The organism is Streptomyces sp. NPDC044033 (assembly GCF_056434425.1).
In genome coordinates, this window is record NZ_JBWKFF010000001.1 from 136399 (window position 1) to 152694 (window position 16296).

General features: G+C 67.7%; 13 protein-coding genes and 1 pseudogene. 9 read left to right on the forward strand and 5 right to left on the reverse strand.

Annotation, left to right across the window (positions count from 1 at the left end):
- Nucleotides 1-229 precede the first annotated feature (229 nt).
- The 5 genes and pseudogenes from AC07AB_RS00630 to AC07AB_RS00650 all read left to right on the forward strand — a co-directional run bounded on the left by AC07AB_RS00630 (nucleotide 230) and on the right by AC07AB_RS00650 (nucleotide 7113).
- Nucleotides 230-1505: pseudogene (locus AC07AB_RS00630) on the forward strand (DUF3631 domain-containing protein).
- A gap of 341 nt (nucleotides 1506-1846) precedes the next feature.
- Nucleotides 1847-2668, forward strand: a complete 822-nt coding sequence (locus AC07AB_RS00635) for a DUF2637 domain-containing protein (RefSeq protein ID WP_478559660.1) — start codon at nucleotides 1847-1849, stop codon at nucleotides 2666-2668.
- A 268-nt stretch (nucleotides 2669-2936) separates the two neighbouring features.
- Nucleotides 2937-3473, forward strand: a complete 537-nt coding sequence (locus AC07AB_RS00640) for a plasmid mobilization protein (RefSeq protein ID WP_478557771.1) — start codon at nucleotides 2937-2939, stop codon at nucleotides 3471-3473.
- Nucleotides 3470-5161, forward strand: a complete 1692-nt coding sequence (locus AC07AB_RS00645; protein WP_478557774.1) for a relaxase/mobilization nuclease domain-containing protein — start codon at nucleotides 3470-3472, stop codon at nucleotides 5159-5161. The genes AC07AB_RS00640 and AC07AB_RS00645 overlap by 4 nt, the downstream gene beginning before the upstream one ends.
- Before the next feature lie 263 nt (nucleotides 5162-5424).
- Nucleotides 5425-7113 carry a sigma factor-like helix-turn-helix DNA-binding protein gene (locus AC07AB_RS00650; RefSeq protein WP_478557777.1) on the forward strand — a complete coding sequence of 563 codons (1689 nt, stop codon included), beginning with the start codon at nucleotides 5425-5427 and terminating at the stop codon, nucleotides 7111-7113.
- A gap of 262 nt (nucleotides 7114-7375) precedes the next feature.
- On the opposite strand, the gene AC07AB_RS00655 is transcribed toward AC07AB_RS00650, so the two are convergent.
- From AC07AB_RS00655 to AC07AB_RS00670, 4 genes are all read right to left on the reverse strand, one after another.
- Nucleotides 7376-7957 (reverse strand): hypothetical protein, encoded by a 582-nt coding sequence (locus tag AC07AB_RS00655; RefSeq protein ID WP_478557780.1) that lies wholly within the window; start codon nucleotides 7955-7957, stop codon nucleotides 7376-7378.
- 28 nt (nucleotides 7958-7985) lie between these two features.
- Complete coding sequence (locus AC07AB_RS00660) at nucleotides 7986-8681, reverse strand: class I SAM-dependent methyltransferase (RefSeq protein WP_478557783.1); 696 nt, start codon at nucleotides 8679-8681, stop codon at nucleotides 7986-7988.
- Nucleotides 8682-9596 carry a phosphotransferase family protein gene (locus tag AC07AB_RS00665; RefSeq protein ID WP_478557786.1) on the reverse strand — a complete coding sequence of 305 codons (915 nt, stop codon included), beginning with the start codon at nucleotides 9594-9596 and terminating at the stop codon, nucleotides 8682-8684.
- A 75-nt stretch (nucleotides 9597-9671) separates the two neighbouring features.
- On the reverse strand, nucleotides 9672-10421 hold the full coding sequence (locus tag AC07AB_RS00670; RefSeq protein WP_478557789.1) for a hypothetical protein: 750 nt from the start codon (nucleotides 10419-10421) through the stop codon (nucleotides 9672-9674).
- A 230-nt stretch (nucleotides 10422-10651) separates the two neighbouring features.
- On the opposite strand from AC07AB_RS00670, the gene AC07AB_RS00675 reads away from it, so the two are divergent.
- Together AC07AB_RS00675 and AC07AB_RS00680 are read left to right on the forward strand one after the other, a co-directional pair.
- Entirely contained in the window at nucleotides 10652-12007 is a 1356-nt protein-coding gene (locus tag AC07AB_RS00675; protein WP_478557792.1) for a helix-turn-helix domain-containing protein, read from the forward strand.
- Nucleotide 12008: 1 nt separating this feature from the next.
- Nucleotides 12009-12539 carry an NUDIX domain-containing protein gene (locus AC07AB_RS00680; protein ID WP_478557794.1) on the forward strand — a complete coding sequence of 177 codons (531 nt, stop codon included), beginning with the start codon at nucleotides 12009-12011 and terminating at the stop codon, nucleotides 12537-12539.
- 53 nt (nucleotides 12540-12592) lie between these two features.
- Here the strand turns inward: AC07AB_RS00680 and AC07AB_RS00685 are convergent, their stop codons facing one another.
- Entirely contained in the window at nucleotides 12593-13609 is a 1017-nt protein-coding gene (locus AC07AB_RS00685) for a pentapeptide repeat-containing protein (protein ID WP_478557797.1), read from the reverse strand.
- A 175-nt stretch (nucleotides 13610-13784) separates the two neighbouring features.
- On the opposite strand from AC07AB_RS00685, the gene AC07AB_RS00690 reads away from it, so the two are divergent.
- Nucleotides 13785-14915: a hypothetical protein gene (locus AC07AB_RS00690; protein ID WP_478557800.1), complete on the forward strand. Its 1131-nt coding sequence runs from the start codon at nucleotides 13785-13787 to the stop codon at nucleotides 14913-14915.
- Between the two features lie 596 nt (nucleotides 14916-15511).
- Entirely contained in the window at nucleotides 15512-16255 is a 744-nt protein-coding gene (locus tag AC07AB_RS00695; protein WP_478557803.1) for a GAF and ANTAR domain-containing protein, read from the forward strand.
- Nucleotides 16256-16296: the final 41 nt, after the last annotated feature.

Here is a 16296-nt window from a genome sequence, read left to right on the forward strand (position 1 = left end):
CACTGCGAGATGCAAAACACTTCTGCAATCTGCAATTCATGTGGCACAGTGGTGGCATCCCACCCCACTGACCTCAGGAGTCCGCACGCCCGCACGTCACATGAAAGAAGCCCCCGGCAATGCCGGGGGCTCAAGCGCAAACCTCTCAACCGCCATCCCTAGCGATCAACCTGCGGAGACCGGGATTGCCGTCCCATATGGCCCGCAAGCAGAGGAGCTGATGCCCAGTATGACCGATCCCCAGCCGAATACGCCATCCCTTCCCGACGGCTCCGGCACCTCGTGGCCCCCTGTCGCTGTGCCCGGCCAGCCGGCTGGCTCCACTGAGCCGCCGGCAGATGAGGAGGGTGACGAGGCGGCCTCGGCACCACCGCCGAGCGCAGGAGCGCAGGTCTTGGACGACCTGCGGGCTCAGCTCAAGCGATACGTGGCGATGCCGAGCGAGGAGGCCGTCACGGCGGTGGCCTTGTGGGTCGCGGCGACGCATCTGCAGCGTGCGTGGCAGCACGCGCCGCGTCTGGCGATCGTCGCGCCGGAGAAGCGATGCGGTAAGTCGCGGCTGCTGGATGTGGTGACCGAGACGGTGCACAACCGGCTGATCACGGTAAACGCGAGCGCGGCGGCGATCTTCCGGTCGATAGACGGGGAGGATCCGCCGACTCTGCTGGTCGACGAGGCCGACACCATGTTCGCCACCGGCAAGGCGGCGGAGAAGAACGAGGAGGTGCGCGGCCTGATCAATGCCGGGCATCAGCGTGGCCGGCCGACGCTGCGGGTATCCGGGCCCGAGCACCAGGTGCAGGAGTTCCCCACCTTCGCCATGGCCGCACTGGCGGGGATCGGTGACCTGCCGGACACGATCATGGACCGTGCGGTGGTGATCCGGATGCGCCGTCGTGCGGCGGGCGAGAAGGTGGCGTCCTTCCGTACCGGCCGGGACACCCCTGCCCTGAACGCGGTCCGCGACCGCCTCCGCGCCTGGCTCGAGCCGCTATACACGCTGGCCATGGAGACGGAGCCGCCGATGCCGGTCGAGGACCGTGCGGCGGACACGTGGGAACCGCTGGTCATCGTTGCCGATCTCGCCGGGGGCGACTGGCCCGCGCTCGCCCGTACCGCCTGCCGCACGCTGACCGACTACGAGGCCGGCCAGGACGAGGAGGGTGGTCTGCGCACCCGTCTCCTGGTCGGTATCCGTCGGGCCTTCGCCGCCGTCGGGGATCCGGCTGTGCTGAGCACGAGGCTTCTGCTGGAGTCGCTCAACGCGGACAAAGAAGCCCCGTGGGCGGAGTACGGCGAGCGGGCTGACCCCGCGCGGCCTGCAGCTGCTGCTGAAGCCGTACGGGATTGGCTCCGCCAATCGCCGCTTCCCCGACGGCACTCAGGCCAAGGGCTTCGCGCGCAACCAATTCCTCGACACGTGGGCCCGATACTGCCCCGAGCCGAAGCCCGCGGACCCGCCCGCCGTGCCGACGGCCGGGCTGCTGCCCGGCACCGCAGTCTGACCCGACTCGACCCGCATCACTCGTCCCTGCGCAGGTCAGCTCGGGGACGGGTGAGCAGCCCGCAACGAGTCGTCTCGACATCACCGTTCCACCCGTACCTGCGCTGACCAGGCATGCGACGAGTGGTACGAGACATCGCACCCTCACGGCGGCCTCGCCTGCCCGCACCTCCGCCGAGACCGCCGCACCCAAAACCACCTGGAGAACCCCGCTTGCGCGCACGCATCAAGGCCCTACTGCGGCGAACTGATCCGCATCGGCCGCACCTCACCGACGAACCTGCAAGTGCCCTCCGACATGCACGCACCGCCCTCGTCCTCGGCCTGGTGGCTGTCGTCCTCATGGCCTTCCGGGTCTCGTGGAACGCCCTGTCCGACGTGGCTCGTGCCATCGGCGCCGATCCAACTGCCGCTCTGCTCTACCCGATCGTGGTCGACGGGCTGATGGCTCTCGCGCTCATCGCCACGCTCGTGCTGACCGGCCCGGATCGGAAATTCGCACTACGGATCCTGGCCACCTACACCATCGCCAGCCTGCTGCTGAACTACGTCCACGGCCTCATACCGGCTCTGCACTCCGAGTCGACCCGATGGGGCCGGCTCACCGACTGGGACCACGCCAACTGGGCGCTCGTCCTGCTGGCAACCTCCCTCCCAGTCGGGTCGATCTACTTCGGATCAGACCTCGTGGCAAAGGTGCTGCACCACAACCCCGAGTCCGCCAGCCCCAGCACGATGCCCTCGAACCTTGCGGCTCCCCAGGCCGCCACAGCATCCGTGACGGGACCGATCGAGGACGCCGAAGCCGTTGCCGACGGCGCCACCTCCGACGTCCAGCTGCCCGCGCCCCTCAAGGTGGCGGGCGCTCCGGCAGACGTGGCGGCACAGGCTGCCGATGTGGCGGTTCCCCCCGCCTCTTCCATCGCGGACACCGAAGAGGAGGCGGGCACCGTAGACCCCGAGCTCCTCGCTATCGCCCGGAGTGCGCCTCGTGGGCGCGGAGGCAAAGCCTCACGCCGCCACATCGAGGACGCGGTCCGCAACGCCGACCGCACGATCGGCAAGGACGAGGCCGAGCGCGTCAAGGACGCGCTCCAGGCCGAACTCGACGAAGCCGCCGCAGCCGAACCGAGCGAGGCCACGCCAGCGGCAATCGCTTCCTGACTAGCTGCCGCTGCCGAGCACGTCCCGCATCTCTCGTCCCCGCACGTCAGCGCGGGGACGAGTCTCCCTTCGGTGACGAGCCGACCCGACGTCACCGCACTCCCCGATCCACACCCCACCGAGTAGGTCCCCCATGCCCGCACCGCAGCACGAACCGGCCACCACACACGAGGAGATGAAGACGATCACAGCAGCCGAAACCGCGTCAGCAAGGTATCCCGCTGGACCGTCCACAGGCCGGTCTCACGGGGAAGCCTCCGCCCCTGGGGTGGCGGAGGCACTCGGGCACCAGGGGGTGCTCGAGCAGGAGAAGCAACACCCTGGCGCCGAGCCCGTCGCCGTTGCCGTGTCCCTGCCGCGTGCCGCCGAAGCAGCCGCTCTGCACCGCGTCGCCCAACGTCGCAAGGCCGATCCGAGTGGCCGCCGCGAGAAGCGTGTCGATGTCCGCTACAGCGTCGAAGAAAGGGCCGCGATCCGCGCCAAGGCCACGTCGCTGAACCTCAGCGGCGCTCACTACGTCGCCGCCGTCACCATGGCCCACATCGAAGGTGACCTCACCGTGCCCGGCCAGCGCACCCAACTCGACGACTACATCGACGAGATCAACGCCTTGCGCGAGCAGGTCGCCGCCATCGGCCGCAACGTCAACCAGATCGCCAAGAAGCTCAACTCCGGCGGCCATCCACACCCTGGGGACAGCGCCCTCCTCGCCCAGACCGACCGGACTCTCGATGCAGTCGGTGAGGCGGTGCGCCACATCGCCACAGCCGCGAACCAGGCTGTCAGCCACAAGGCGGCTCGATGATCGCGAAGATCACCGGCGGCCAGGACACCGCCGATCTCATCCGCTACCTGTACGACACGAAGAAGAAGGGCCACACCGACCCGCACTTGGTCGCCTCCTGGGACGGCTTCGCCCCCGACCCCGGCCGCGCGGACGACTTCGACGCTACCAAGCGGGCTCTCGCCGCCGACCTCGACCTGCACGTCAAACAGGCCGCGCGGCTCGACAGGGCGCCCGAGAAGCACGTGTGGCACTGCTCGATCCGCGCCGCCGAGACCGACCGCCACCTCAGCGACGACGATTGGGCCGACATCGCCCGCCGCGTCGTCGCCGCCACCGGCATCGCCCCTTACGGCGACCCGGATGGCTGCCGCTGGGTCGCCGTCCGCCACGCCGACGACCACATCCACATCGCCGCCACCAAGGTCCGTGCCGATCTGCGCACCGCCCGGCACTGGAACGACTACCTCACCGCCGACCGCGAACTCGCAGCCATCGAAAGGGAGTACGGCCTCTTCCAGGTCGTACGCGGGGATCGCACCGCCGCCAAGCGGCCCACCCGCGCCGAGCAGGAGAAGGCCAAGCGCGCCGGCCAAGCCCGCGCCGCCCGCGAGCGACTGCGCACCACGGTGCGTACCGCCGTGGCCGCCGCCACCAGCACCGAGGAGTTCATAAGCCTCCTCCAGGCCACCGACGGCGTCCTCGTCGACATCAAGCACTTCCCTACCGGCGACGTACGCGGCTACACCGTTGCTCTCCAGGACGACACCAACGGCAAGCAAGAGCCCATCTGGTACTCCGGCTCAGCACTCGCCCCCGACCTGTCCCTCCCCAAGATCCGCCAGCGCCTCGACGCCACCGAACGGCAGCCGAGCCCACGCAGGACCAACCCCTGGCACCAAGCAACCGCCGCCGCCGAACGCATCCCCCACCACTTCGACCGCGAGGATGACGCAGCCGCCCAGGCCCACCTCGCCGCCTTCGGTGAAGCCCTCGACGTCCTCCCACTCCTCACGCCCCAGGGCGTACAACCCCAGCTCCGTCAGGCAGCGGAAGCCTTCGAACGCGCTACCCGCTCCCGCACCCGGGCCGATCACCAGCACGCCCGTGCCCTGCGCGGCGCGGTACGGGCGATGGTCCGCGAGCCCGCACCAAGGGACGGTGCCCTGCTGGCGATGCTGTTGGACGCAGCGATCCTCGTTGTCATGGCCGCCGCTCGCTGGCATCAGCTCCACCAGCACGACCAGCAAGTGGTCGCCGCCCACCAGACCCTGCTGCACCTCCAAGCCGCCTACGAGCAGACCGCAGCCGCGCCGCTCACCGCACGCGCCCAGCGCCGGCCGCCGCAGCGGGTCGTGGAGCGGCACATCCTGCTCATCCGGCAGTACGTACCAGAGCATGCGGAACAGGTACTGAAGGACCCGGCCTTCGACGCGCTCGCCGCCGTTCTCGCGGCCGCAGAGGAGGCGGGACACGATCCGAAGGAGCTCCTGCAGCTGGCTGCCGACCAGCGAGCGCTGGACGATGCTCGCCGCCCCGCGCGTGTTCTGACCTGGCGCGTCGAACGCCTCAGCGCCAGGCCGGTGCCGAGCGACCGCGCCCGTGCGGCGCAGGCCCGGAACGCGGCACAGCGTCCGAGCATGCCGACACGACCGACACCAACTGCCCAGGCAACTCAGGCACAGCCTCCACACACACGGCGACGCTAGCCACCGGGCGAGCCGCACTTGGGCGCTGGGCCGCTGTGGATGGACCTGCCTGAACGGCATCGGCCAGGCGCACTGCAGGTGTCTACATCCACGCCCTGGCGAGCTTAACCCGATCAGCAGGCAATCAATGATCCAGCCTGTGAAGGTGCAAGCGGGCATGACTTCAGCGCTGCCTAAGTCATGCGCGCAAACCGCCTGAACCAGAGCCACCCACCTGGCAAGATCACCGCAGTGCGTATCGGCGGAAATTCGGGAGGGACCGCGTGACGGGCTCCAACAAGGAACGCAACCTCGCCATGGTGGAGGCGTACGCCGCAGGCGAGACCCTGGAACAAATCGGGAGCCGATTCAGCATCACTCGTGAGCGCGTACGTCAGATCCTGAAGTCCTTGGGAGCGGTGACGGCCGAACAAGCGCGGCAAGTCCGCGCACAGGGCCGAGCACACGAGTTGTCCGAGCAAGTCGCCGCATTCCTACGCGACTTCCGCACGACGATCGAGAATCTGGCCGCTGCCGGGGTGGCGCGGACAGAAGTCGAGGCGCGGTTTTCGCTGTTGCTGCCGCAGACCCCGTCCACGGTGGTGCGGGAGGCAATCGGTGAGGCTGGCGTTCTATTCAATGTGGACGTACAGGAGTTCGCCTTCTCGCCGGCCGTCATCGAGAGCGCGGTGTGGTACGCCCTGGCGCGAGAGGAGAGTCTGACGCCCGATCCGGTCGCGGCGGTCGCAGGGGTCGACGTGGAGGAGGCCAACGATGTGGCACTGGCGCTGCAGCGCGAAGGACTCGATGCGGAGACTGTCTCCTCGATCCTGTGCCTGGTCCACGCAGCGCGACAGCACGCGCGCGAGAACGCAGGCACGGGACTGTCGGCGCAGCGTTACAACGGGCAGCGGAGACAGATCCTGTCCGAGCTCGGCCTGGAGTCCCGCAAGGGAAGTGCCCCATGGCCGCCGACGAGCCAAACAGTGATGAAGCGGATAGGCCACGGCGCGTGGGGTGATGCGCTTACGGGGATCGGTCTGACCCCGGATCGGCGCGGTCGTCCGAAGGGGCTGATCGTCTTCGACGAGGAGCACTACCCTGCGGCCCTAAATCAGTACTTGGAGTACTGCGTCACCAATAGGCAGACCTCCACCTTCACTGGGTACCAGACCTGGGTCGACGCAGAGGACCGCGCGGGGCGACGCCATCCGTCGGCAGCAGCCGTGCGGTTCCGATACGGGAACTGGATCTCGGCCAAGCGGGCTGTGGCCGGATCGGTCGCGGTCCAGGTCGCGGCAAGCCGAGGCCAACAGACGTCGACGCCTATGGCCACGCTGGCCCTGCACAGTGCCCAGCAGGAGATCGATATGTTTCTCACGCGTCTCGAACGCACTCCCCCGACAGAGATGTCGGGCCTGGTCGAGAGCTTCACGCGGGGGTTCATGCAGGAGTTCGAGTTCCGCCGCAGGGGCTGGATCCGCGCAATCGTGGCCGCCGATCCGACAGCAATCCCCCGCCGGCTGGCCGACCCGGCGCTGAAGCCGAAGCCACGTGCAGCCATCGTCGCGGACGGGGCGGGCGTCCTCACGGATATGTACATCGACAAGCTGGGCAACGGGGATCCGCGGATCACCGACGGATGGCTGCGAGCGGACGTGCAGGCCGAGCTCAACGCGGTTCCCGATGAGGTGATGTGGAGGTTCACGGTTTTGCGCGAGACCCGTAACTACCTCACCCACACATCCCAGGAGGCGCGGCTTCGCCTTCAGACGGCCCTGGAAACGCTGGCTGGGGCCAACCCGCAATTCACTCTGGGGCAGTCATTGACCTCGCGGGTCGTCCTGAGCTGGCTGGCCGCGGCACAGGCCCGCCGGCTGAAGGAGTTGCTAGCCTGCGTCCCAACCCTGTGGCGGGCCATGGTCGTGGGAGAGACGCTGTTGACCAGCCCATCCCCGCCGACAGGAGCGTAGTCTCCAGCCTCCGCTGCCCACCGACACCGGTGACGCCCACGTGTGCATACCCCTCCTCGCCGACGACCCCGACTGGCGTGTGCGGGTCGATGCTGCCCGCAACCTGCCCGCCGATCAGCGGGGCAGGTGGCCGGGCGCGAGGTGCCGGAGAGCCCGCGCGATCATTCGCGCTTGGGCGTCGATGGCGTGACGCAGCTGCGTCAGAGCCAGGGTGATGGTGCGCATCTTCATCTGGTCGGCGAGGTGATCCGAAGGAAACGGCCTAGACGGCTACGACTCCAGGTAGAGCATCAGATGGACCGGTTGTCACGAATCGACGCAACTGGTCCACCCACCCGATGGCTATGTCCAGGTGCTGGGCCTGCAGCCCGGCGTGAGGGTCCGGCTCAATGAGGAGGGTCGCCGCGCCACGGCCGGTGCGGGCGGCAGCCCATTCGTGGTCAAGGCTGGTGAAGTCGTCGTCGATCCAGATGGCGGGTGCGTCGCCCAGCCAGGTGTCAACGTAGTCGCGTTTCCAGAGGTAGCCGTCGGGGTGGCTGGTCGTGATCTGTGGCCGCGGGAGCTCGACGTACGGCAGTGGCGGGAGGCCGAGAAGTGGGCCGATCAAGGTCGCAGCGTCTCGGCGCCAGCTGGTGCACCAGACCGGGTTGACCAGGCCGGTTCGGAACACGTCCATCAGCAGGGGGCCGTGTTCGGGGTGGAGCCAGACACCGACGGGGTCGTCGGCACGTCGGCCGGCAGGGACGACGTCGTGTCGGACATGCGAGGCCGGGGTGGACCCGTCGTCCGCCGGGAACGGTATGAGGACGCCGTCGACGTCGAGGAGCAGGTAGGGCGTGCGCATCGGTTCCTCCAGAGGGCTGGAGCGGGGGTCAGAGCTTGCGGGCAGTGATCAGCAAGGTGGCGGGCCAGCGGCCGAGGCGGGCGTCGTGGAATTCCTGGGCTGAGGTGAGCCACAGGCCCGCCTCGCGGAGGTGTGACTCCCAGCGGCCCGCATCGAAGTCCCAGCGCGCGAGGGGAAGTCGAGTGCGGTCCGGGAGCATGACGTGATCGCGGCGCGGCCGGTCGTCCGGTGACGGGCGGCGGCCCCCGCGCTCGGGGTGAGGCACGGTGAAGGTCAGAGCGCGGCCGGGTTTCAGGTGCTGGGCGATGGCCGGGAGCAGGAGCTCGGGAGCTACAAGGCCGACGGCACCGAAGACCGAGTAGATGGCGTCGAACTGCTCGTCGCTTGCTTGCAGGTAGTGCAGGGCGTGGCCGGCGACGAAAGTGAGGTTGGTGAGTCGGCCGTAGTGGGAGCGGGCTCGGCGGATCTGAAGGCCAACCAGGTCGAGGCCCGTGACGCGTGCTCCGTGTCGTGTCGCGAGGTGGGCGGCGTTATGGCCGGGGCCGCAGCCGAGTTCGAGCAGCCGCTTCCCGTGCAGGTCGGGGCCAAGTATCTCGGCGCCTGGGCCGCTGCCGGGTTTGACCGTCCATTCCATCCGGGCCGGCACAGCGAGTGCTCGGGCAGGGCCGGCGGCGGTGCGCTGGAGTGCGTGTGCGTGCCAGGGGGATGCCTGAGCGAACGGCATCTAGACCTCCAGGAGCCGGAGGGCATCGGTGAGGTGACGGCGTACGATCTTGATGTACGCGGGGTCGGTGGCCGGGTCGTTGATCCAGCGGATGGCCTGTTCCATGAACCACTCCACCGCCCACATGCGGTGCCAGCCCAGCGCCCACTCCTCGGCCGGCAGTCCGCCGCGCTCGGCGAGGGCATCGGGGGTGCCGCCTTCGGTGACGTACTGCTCGAGGAAGACCCGGAGTCGGTACGGTTCCGGCTCGTCGAGTGTGCCGTGCCAGCTGGCCAGGTCGAGCAGGCCAGGACCGTTGAAGGCGCGGGCGAAGTCCAGGAGGCGCCAGCCTCGTTGGCCGATGTGGAGGCTGGTGGGGTGGAACTCGGAGTGCACCCAGCCGAACGGCGCTGTCGTTGTGCCGGCCGAGCGTGCTTCGGCGGCCCGGGCGAGTCGGTCGAGCGCGCTCCCGATGTCGTCGGTGTCCTCCCATCGCTCGGCCTTGCGTAGTTGATCGAGGTGATCCAGTGCTCGGCCGGGCAGGGAGCGCAGGGCTTCTTGGTCGAGGACGGACAGCGCAGCGGCGGTGCGGGTGTGGTGCAGGACCACGGCTGCGGCAGCACCGTCGAGGTCGTCGGCGTCCCGGATAGGGGTGCCGAGGTCTTCCAGCATCATCCCGAGCCAGCCGTCCAGTACCGCGGAGGCGTGGACCTTGGGGACTGGGACGCCGAGGGTGACGGCCAGGCGTAGGGCCTGGTCTTCGCTGTCGAAGGGCTTCTTGGCGTACTTGAAGATGGCGGTGGCGCCGTCGGGGAACGTCAGGCGTTCGACGCCAGACATGGACCAGACGCGTACCTCCGCACGCGCTACGGCGGCGGGCTGCCCGGCGGCGGTCAGCACGTTGTCCAAGAGTTCAGCGTTCAGGGTCGCGTCCATGAGGGACTCCTGTGGTTGGAGGCGTCCGGGGCGGGCGGAAGTGCCGGCCCGCCCCGGAGCCGGGTCGGGTGCGGGCTACACGGCAGGGGTCACGCGGTGGGTGTAGATCTGCTCGATCCAACCGGCCTTGAACTCGGCCAGGTCGTCACGAAAGTTGGCCATCGAGGCACCGTAGGGCGCGACGACGCCACCCGACTGATCCGGCACGGACTGGCAGCCGTGCACGAGCCGGCCACCGAGCGCGGCGTGGGCCTTGATGGACTCGATGCGGCGGTGCTCGTTGAACCAGCCACCGTGGTAGACCTCGTCCAGCAGGCCGCCCATCTCCTCGTCGAGGTCGAAGACGACGGAAGTGGCTGCGGGGAAGAACCAGCACGGACCGACGTTGGAGATGTGCCCGTCCAGCTCGACCTTGTTCAGCGCCATCAGCGTGGCCGCCTCACGGAGCATCCGCAGGTGCTCGGCGGTGATCTGCGGCAGACCGAGCGAGGCGAGGTGCTCCTCGCGGAACAGGTACGCGTACACCTCGTACGCGGTGGCCAGTACCTGGGCCGCGTCCGGAGTAGAGGCGGCGTGCTGCTTGATGAAGTCGAGGGCGAGCTGCTCGACCGCGCTCTCGGTGGTCTCGTCCACATCCAGGAGCTGGGACTTGACCAGCTCCCAGTCGGCGACGAGCCAACTGTGGGACTCGAAGCGGAAGAAGTAGTCGACCGGGTCGATGGTGATGCGCCGGCCGTCGACCTGGATGCCGGGCAGGCGGCCCCAGCGCGTGTCGAATGACTCGGGCAGTTCGACCGTGATGGCCGTGGTGTCGATGGTGGTCACGATGTCTCCGTCTCTCTTCGGCCGGGTTCGGGCACAGGAATGCCCGAAACCGAGGCGGGTGTACGGAACTTGGGTGCCGCCCGGCCACGTGGGGAGCCTGGATTCACGGTCGGACCTGGAACCGTTCCGGGCGGCTGATGATTAGTGAACCGGCCGTCACGCTCAGTGGGTACGGTGAGAGCCAGGCGAAGCGGTATACGCGGTTTACAGGCTCCAGGTCGGAGGCGGTCGTGGCAGCGCAGCGAGCACCGAACTCCCGCCTGCGTGAGGCCATCGCGGCGATCGGCTGCACGTACGAGGCGCTGGCGAAGGACGTACGGCGTATCGCCGCCGAGAACGGCGAGATCACCCAGACCAACAAGTCGGCCATCTCGCACTGGGTCAACGGCACCCGCCAGCCCAGCGGTCGCACCGCCCAATACCTCGCCGAGGCCCTGTCCCGTCGATCCGGTCGCATCGTCACCAAGGCCGAAATCGGCCTGGGCACTCACGACGACCACGGGCAGGACGAAGGCGATCCGGTGCTGGCAGCGACCGATCTGGGCCGCGCCGACGTCGAGCACCACCGCTTCCTCGCGATCGCCACATTCACCACCGCGGGCGTCTCCATGCCGCTCGCATACGACCATGAGGCTGCAAGCCGCATGCTCCGCGCCCGATCCGGCACGATGCTGGTCGGCGAGGAGGACGTGGACGTCGTACGACAGATCACCGCCGCGTTCAGCGCGGCCGACGAACGCCTCGGAGGCGGTCACGGTCTGACCACCGTCACCGCCTACCTCGCCGACACGGCAGCCCCGATGCTCCGAGGACGCTTCACCGCGGATCCCTTACGCCGAGAAGCCTTCGGCGCGGTGGCCGAACTCGCCTACCTGGCAGGCTGGAAGCACCACGATCTCGGCCAGGAAGGCGCCGCCCAGCGCTACTACCAAGTCGGCTACCAACTTGCCTGCGAGGCCGACCCGCACGGCCATGCCGCCTGGATGATGCGCACCCTCGCCCACCAGGCACTCAGCCTCAAACAGCCCCATCACTGCATCGACCTCGCCGAAGCAGCTCTTGGGCAGGGCGTCGGGCATATCGACGGCCAGACCGAAGCCCTGCTCCACATCACCCATGCCCGCGCCTATGCCGCCACGGGCGAGAAGCCCGCCGCTGCCCGCGCCCTCCTCACTGCTGAGGACGCCTTGCTTCGCGAGGACGGCCCGCAGCCCAGCTACTCCCGCGTCAGTGGCCCGGCCGCCGGCACCGTGGCCAGCCACACCGCCCGCACCCTCACCGACCTCGCCGACCACATCGGCACGGAACAACAGCACCGTGACGCCCTGGTCCGCTGGGATCCCGTGAAGTACAAGCGCGTCCACGCCCTCACCTACGCCGACCTGGGCGACAGCCTCGCCGCCCAGGCCCGCGCCGACGAGGCGGTCGCCGCCTGGTCGCAGGCTCTGACACTCATGGAGGGCATGACCTCCGACCGCACCCGCAAAGCGATCACGTCGCTGGGGTCCACCCTCGCGATCTATCAGCGCCGCAGAGTCCCCGGCGCCGGCGAACTCGCCCGCCGCACCCGCGAAGCACTCGCCTAACATGCCCAACAACCGGCCGATGAAGGGACGCACAGTGGCTCAACCGACCACCGACGACCAGCCCAAAGCCCTCAAGCCCGCACTCGAATCCATGACCCTGCTGGTCGCCGCCGTCATCGTCCACGACCAGGCCACCGAGCGCGTCGTCCTCCTGCAGCGCAGCGAAAATGCCAAGTTCGCCCAAGGCATGTGGGACCTGCCAGTCGGGAAGAGCGAACCCGGCGAGGCGATCACCGACACCGCGGTGCGCGAGCTCCACGAGGAGACCGGCCTCACGGTGAAGCCGGAATCCCTCAAGGTCGCCCACATCATCCACGGAGCATGGGGGGTCGAGGCTCCGAACGGCTTCCTGACAGTCGTCTTCGTCTCCCACGAGTGGACCGGCACCCCCGAGAACCGAGAGCCGCGCAAGCACGCCCAGGTCCGCTGGGTCGACACCGACGCCATCCCCGAGGAGTTCGTAGACACCACCGCGAGTGCCCTCGACCGCTACCTCAATGGTGGACCAGAAGTCTCTCTCAATGGCTGGTGACGTAGGCGTCTCTAATCAGCAACTAACCCATACAGACACGGTCGTGTACAGCCTCAGCCCCTCGCTGGTGATCGCAAGTGCCTTGGAAGGACGGTCTGGCCATCGACGCGCGCAAGCTCATCAAGGTTCGAGGGCAAGCCGCTGGCGTCCAACAGGTTGGTCCCGCGCAGGTCCGCCTTGGCCCATCTTGTGAGTCGGAGATCCGCTCCTCGCAGATCTGCTCGTGCTAGCTCCGTATAGGTCAGATCCACATCAATCAGGTTGGCAGAGGCGAGCCGTGCTCCGTTCAAGTTAGCCATCGTCAGCGTCGAACCGTTCAGGTCAGCACCAGTCAGGTCGACACCCTCCAAGTGGACATCCGTGAGATCGACGCCAGGCAGCCGGGCTCCCGCCAGGTGCAATCCGTGAAGGTCGAGAACGACTACACGCGGATCGGCATGAAGGCGCATCACATCGCTGGTCAGGGCCGTGAGGGCAGCTTGTACATCAGCTGTTGGTTCTAGGGGCAGGGAGGCATTGCCCCCAGTGCGTATGCGCGCCATCCAGTTGCGACTGCCATGTTTGGCCTTCGGCGCCCTGTCACGAATGAAATACACAAGGACGCGGGCAGCGTCCGGGGCAGCTTGCTCCGGAGCATCCTGGACAATCTGTTCCAGGTTGAGGACACCTCCGATACGCACGTACTCATGCTCGGAGCCGAGGCGTTCAAGCGCCTTATTGAACCGGTCAGTGATCTGGCCACGCCGCGTAAGGCGATAGGTCCGGATCGTGTACACCACGGCAACTCCGGCCCCAATCGCGGCAAGCATAGTGACCAGAGAAGTGCGTAGGCCGGTTACGAGCGCTGCTGATCCCTTTGCTAGTTCGTCCCGGTCTAGGTACTCATGGTCCAGCGCGTACGGTCCACGCCAAATGAGCCACGGGACCCCGACCAGCAGAACCAGAGACCCCAGCACCACCAGCGCACGACTCCAACGTTTCCGCACCCGCTGACGGCGCCACAGGTTGGCTATTCGCTCGTTCATGTTGGCGCTTGGAGCATCCTCAGGACCAGCAGGGTTCCAGTTCATGCCTGCTACCCAAGCGCATGCTGCCTCCCGCCTGCACCCCCCGGCGCTGGATGATCTCTGACTCGACAGTCAGGCGCCACGCACGCTGTGCAGGCAAACATGCTCACCCCTCTTCCGTGTCAGCGCTGCTCAGTAATCTGCTCGTACGAAGCCGAACGACTTTTTCCGACCGGTGGTGACGCCTCCTGGACCGGGAGAGCTGTGGTCATCGGAGCGACACGAGTTCGAGCGCGAGTTCGTTGTTCGGCTACGCGGAGGGCCGCTGGAGGGCACCGAAGACAGAGACGCAGCCGAAGCCCTCGGGCGGCTCATCCACTCCGAGCTGGAGCAATGCGGCACCAGCGGCTACCAGCGCCTGAACGACGACGAAATAGCTGAGGCGATCCGTACCTTCAAGTCTGTGATGCGCAGGCTTGGCCTGGACTTCAATACGCCGTTCCGCGACTTCCGCGGCTTCCACGGCTACTGGAGCGCCGAAGGGATGGGGGGTGCTGGTGGATGGGCAGCCCGGCGCGGTTACCTCAACAAGCTCTTCGCGCCAGTCTGGGAGCAGTTGGACGAACTGGACGAAGCATCTACCGCGTCGACCGGCTTCCTCGGTGTTGACGGCGACCCGAGGAACATAATCTTCGCCTCTAAAGGTCCCAAGCCTGAGATCGTCTGGAGCCAGGTGTTGGACGGCGCCATTGAGGTCGTCGAGCACGCAGACCAGTGCCTCATCTACAACAAGCCTTTGACCAATGCCGGCCTCACCTGGGGCGATCTCGTCGACTGGTGGCGGCAAGAGAACCATCTCGAAGCGTCACCAGAACGCGACGTCGCCATCTCCCTGTACGAGCGGCTAAGAGAGTCCCTAAGCTCTAATGCCGAACGCCATCTCTTCTACGCTTTCGCCAGCCGCTATTCCGAAGTCGACGGGCGGCGCCAGCCAGCCCTCCTTCCACAGGTATACCTGCACTTCGACCCGCTGACCGAGCGCCAGCGCCAGCTCCTGCACAAGCCTCGCCGCCTTGCCCGCGAACGCATGGATTTCCTGCTGCTTCTTCCCGGCGGCGTCCGCATCGTCGTCGAGGTGGACGGGAAGCACCATTACGCCCGCGAGGTTCCCCCGGGGACAGGGCAATGGCAGGTCGCCGCTGACCTCTACTCCGCGATGGTCGCCGAAGATCGAGCCCTGCGTCTGCTGGGGTACGAAGTCTTTCGCTTCGGCGGCCACGAGATCCTACAAGCCAAGGGCGACTTGACGTTCATGCGTCGCTTCTTCGCAGACCTCGAATCGCGGTTCTGGGGGCAGACTGTTCAGTAGTCCGTCTATCCGTGTCATGGCCAGGTGCCGCATGTTCGGACAACGCTGACGCGAAGGATGACCAAACCACGGGGAGCCTGGGAGCCATTCGGGGGCCAACTCGCTCCCCGAGCCCCCGCGAGACCCCTCCACACCAACCCACACCAATGCCCTGACCTGCGAAAATTCAATCGGAGCCGGTGGCGATCTTTGCCGAACCTCATTCGGGACGAAGAGGTCGTGGGTTCAAATCCCGCCACCCCGACTGAGAAGTAGCAGGTCAGGGCCATCGACTCAGCTGAGTCGGTGGCCCTGTCTCGTTGTGCGTGTCCGACTGGGTGACTATGGCTTCGGATCGGCCTAGAAGGTGCCGTCCGTCACGGCCGCGTCCGCGTCCGTCCGGACACCGCCTCCCGTACCGCCCACGGCGCGCAGTTCGACGAGGAGAGCCCGGCCGCGCGCCTTGCCCACCTCGTGGCCGCCGGTTTCTTGCTGCGTCGGCGCGGCGGTTCAAGGCGCCCTGGTAATGGCGTGCGATCGGGTCGAGACTGGGTAGCAGATGAAGACAGCAGCCTGTGGGAGGGTGTCCCCGAATCGCCATGGGAGGTGGGTGGGGCATGCCTGAACTGCCGCGTGAGGAGCAGTTGGCGGCCGCATTCGTCGACTTGGCCGATACCTTGGTGCGGGACTTCGATGTCATCGGATTCCTGCACACGCTCGCCGAACACTGCGTGGGGCTGCTGGATGTGGCGGCGGCCGGGGTGCTGCTCGCGACTCCCGGTGGCCGGCTCGTGGATGCCGCGGCCTCCGACGAGCGGACCCGCCGGTTGGAGCTGGCCAGCATCGAGTGGGACGAGGGCCCCTGCCGGGACTGCACCCGGAGCAAGAAGCAGGTTCCCGACGTACCGCTGGCGACGCAGGCGGCCCGGATGCGGTGGCCGCGGTTCGCGCCGCGGGCGCTGGAGGCGGGATTCACGTCCGTTGCGGCGACGCCGCTTCGGCTGCACAACCAGGTGATCGGGGCGCTGAACCTGTTCCGGGACCGATCCGGGCCACTGGACGAATCCCAGGTGCGGCTGGGACAGGCGCTGGCCGATACCGCCACCATCGGGGTGCTGCAGCAGCGGGCGGTGAGTGAGCAGATGACGGTGACCGCGCAATTGCAGGCCGCTCTGGACAGCCGCGTCATCATCGAGCAGGCCAAGGGGTATCTCGCACACCGCCGCGACACCAGCGTCGAGGAGGCGTTCACCCTCATGCGCCACTACGCACGCACTCACCAGACTCGGCTCACCGAGATCGCTCGCCAGATCTTGCAGGGCACGGCCGACGCATCGCTTCTCACGGGGCGCGATCGGTGAGGCGCGGGCCCATCGGTGCTGACTGGTGGGCCGGCCGCCGG

Bases quoted from the DNA above. Each gene is read 5' to 3' on its own strand.
- AC07AB_RS00655 (WP_478557780.1), bottom strand. From the start codon at position 7,957: ATGCGCACGCCCTACCTGCTCCTCGACGTCGACGGCGTCCTCATACCG.
- AC07AB_RS00685 (WP_478557797.1), bottom strand. From the start codon at position 13,609: ATGAACTGGAACCCTGCTGGTCCTGAGGATGCTCCAAGCGCCAACATG.
- AC07AB_RS00680 (WP_478557794.1), top strand. From the start codon at position 12,009: ATGCCCAACAACCGGCCGATGAAGGGACGCACAGTGGCTCAACCGACC.
- AC07AB_RS00660 (WP_478557783.1), bottom strand. From the start codon at position 8,681: ATGCCGTTCGCTCAGGCATCCCCCTGGCACGCACACGCACTCCAGCGC.
- AC07AB_RS00665 (WP_478557786.1), bottom strand. From the start codon at position 9,596: ATGGACGCGACCCTGAACGCTGAACTCTTGGACAACGTGCTGACCGCC.
- AC07AB_RS00695 (WP_478557803.1), top strand. From the start codon at position 15,512: ATGCCTGAACTGCCGCGTGAGGAGCAGTTGGCGGCCGCATTCGTCGAC.
- AC07AB_RS00645 (WP_478557774.1), top strand. From the start codon at position 3,470: ATGATCGCGAAGATCACCGGCGGCCAGGACACCGCCGATCTCATCCGC.
- AC07AB_RS00635 (WP_478559660.1), top strand. From the start codon at position 1,847: ATGGCCTTCCGGGTCTCGTGGAACGCCCTGTCCGACGTGGCTCGTGCC.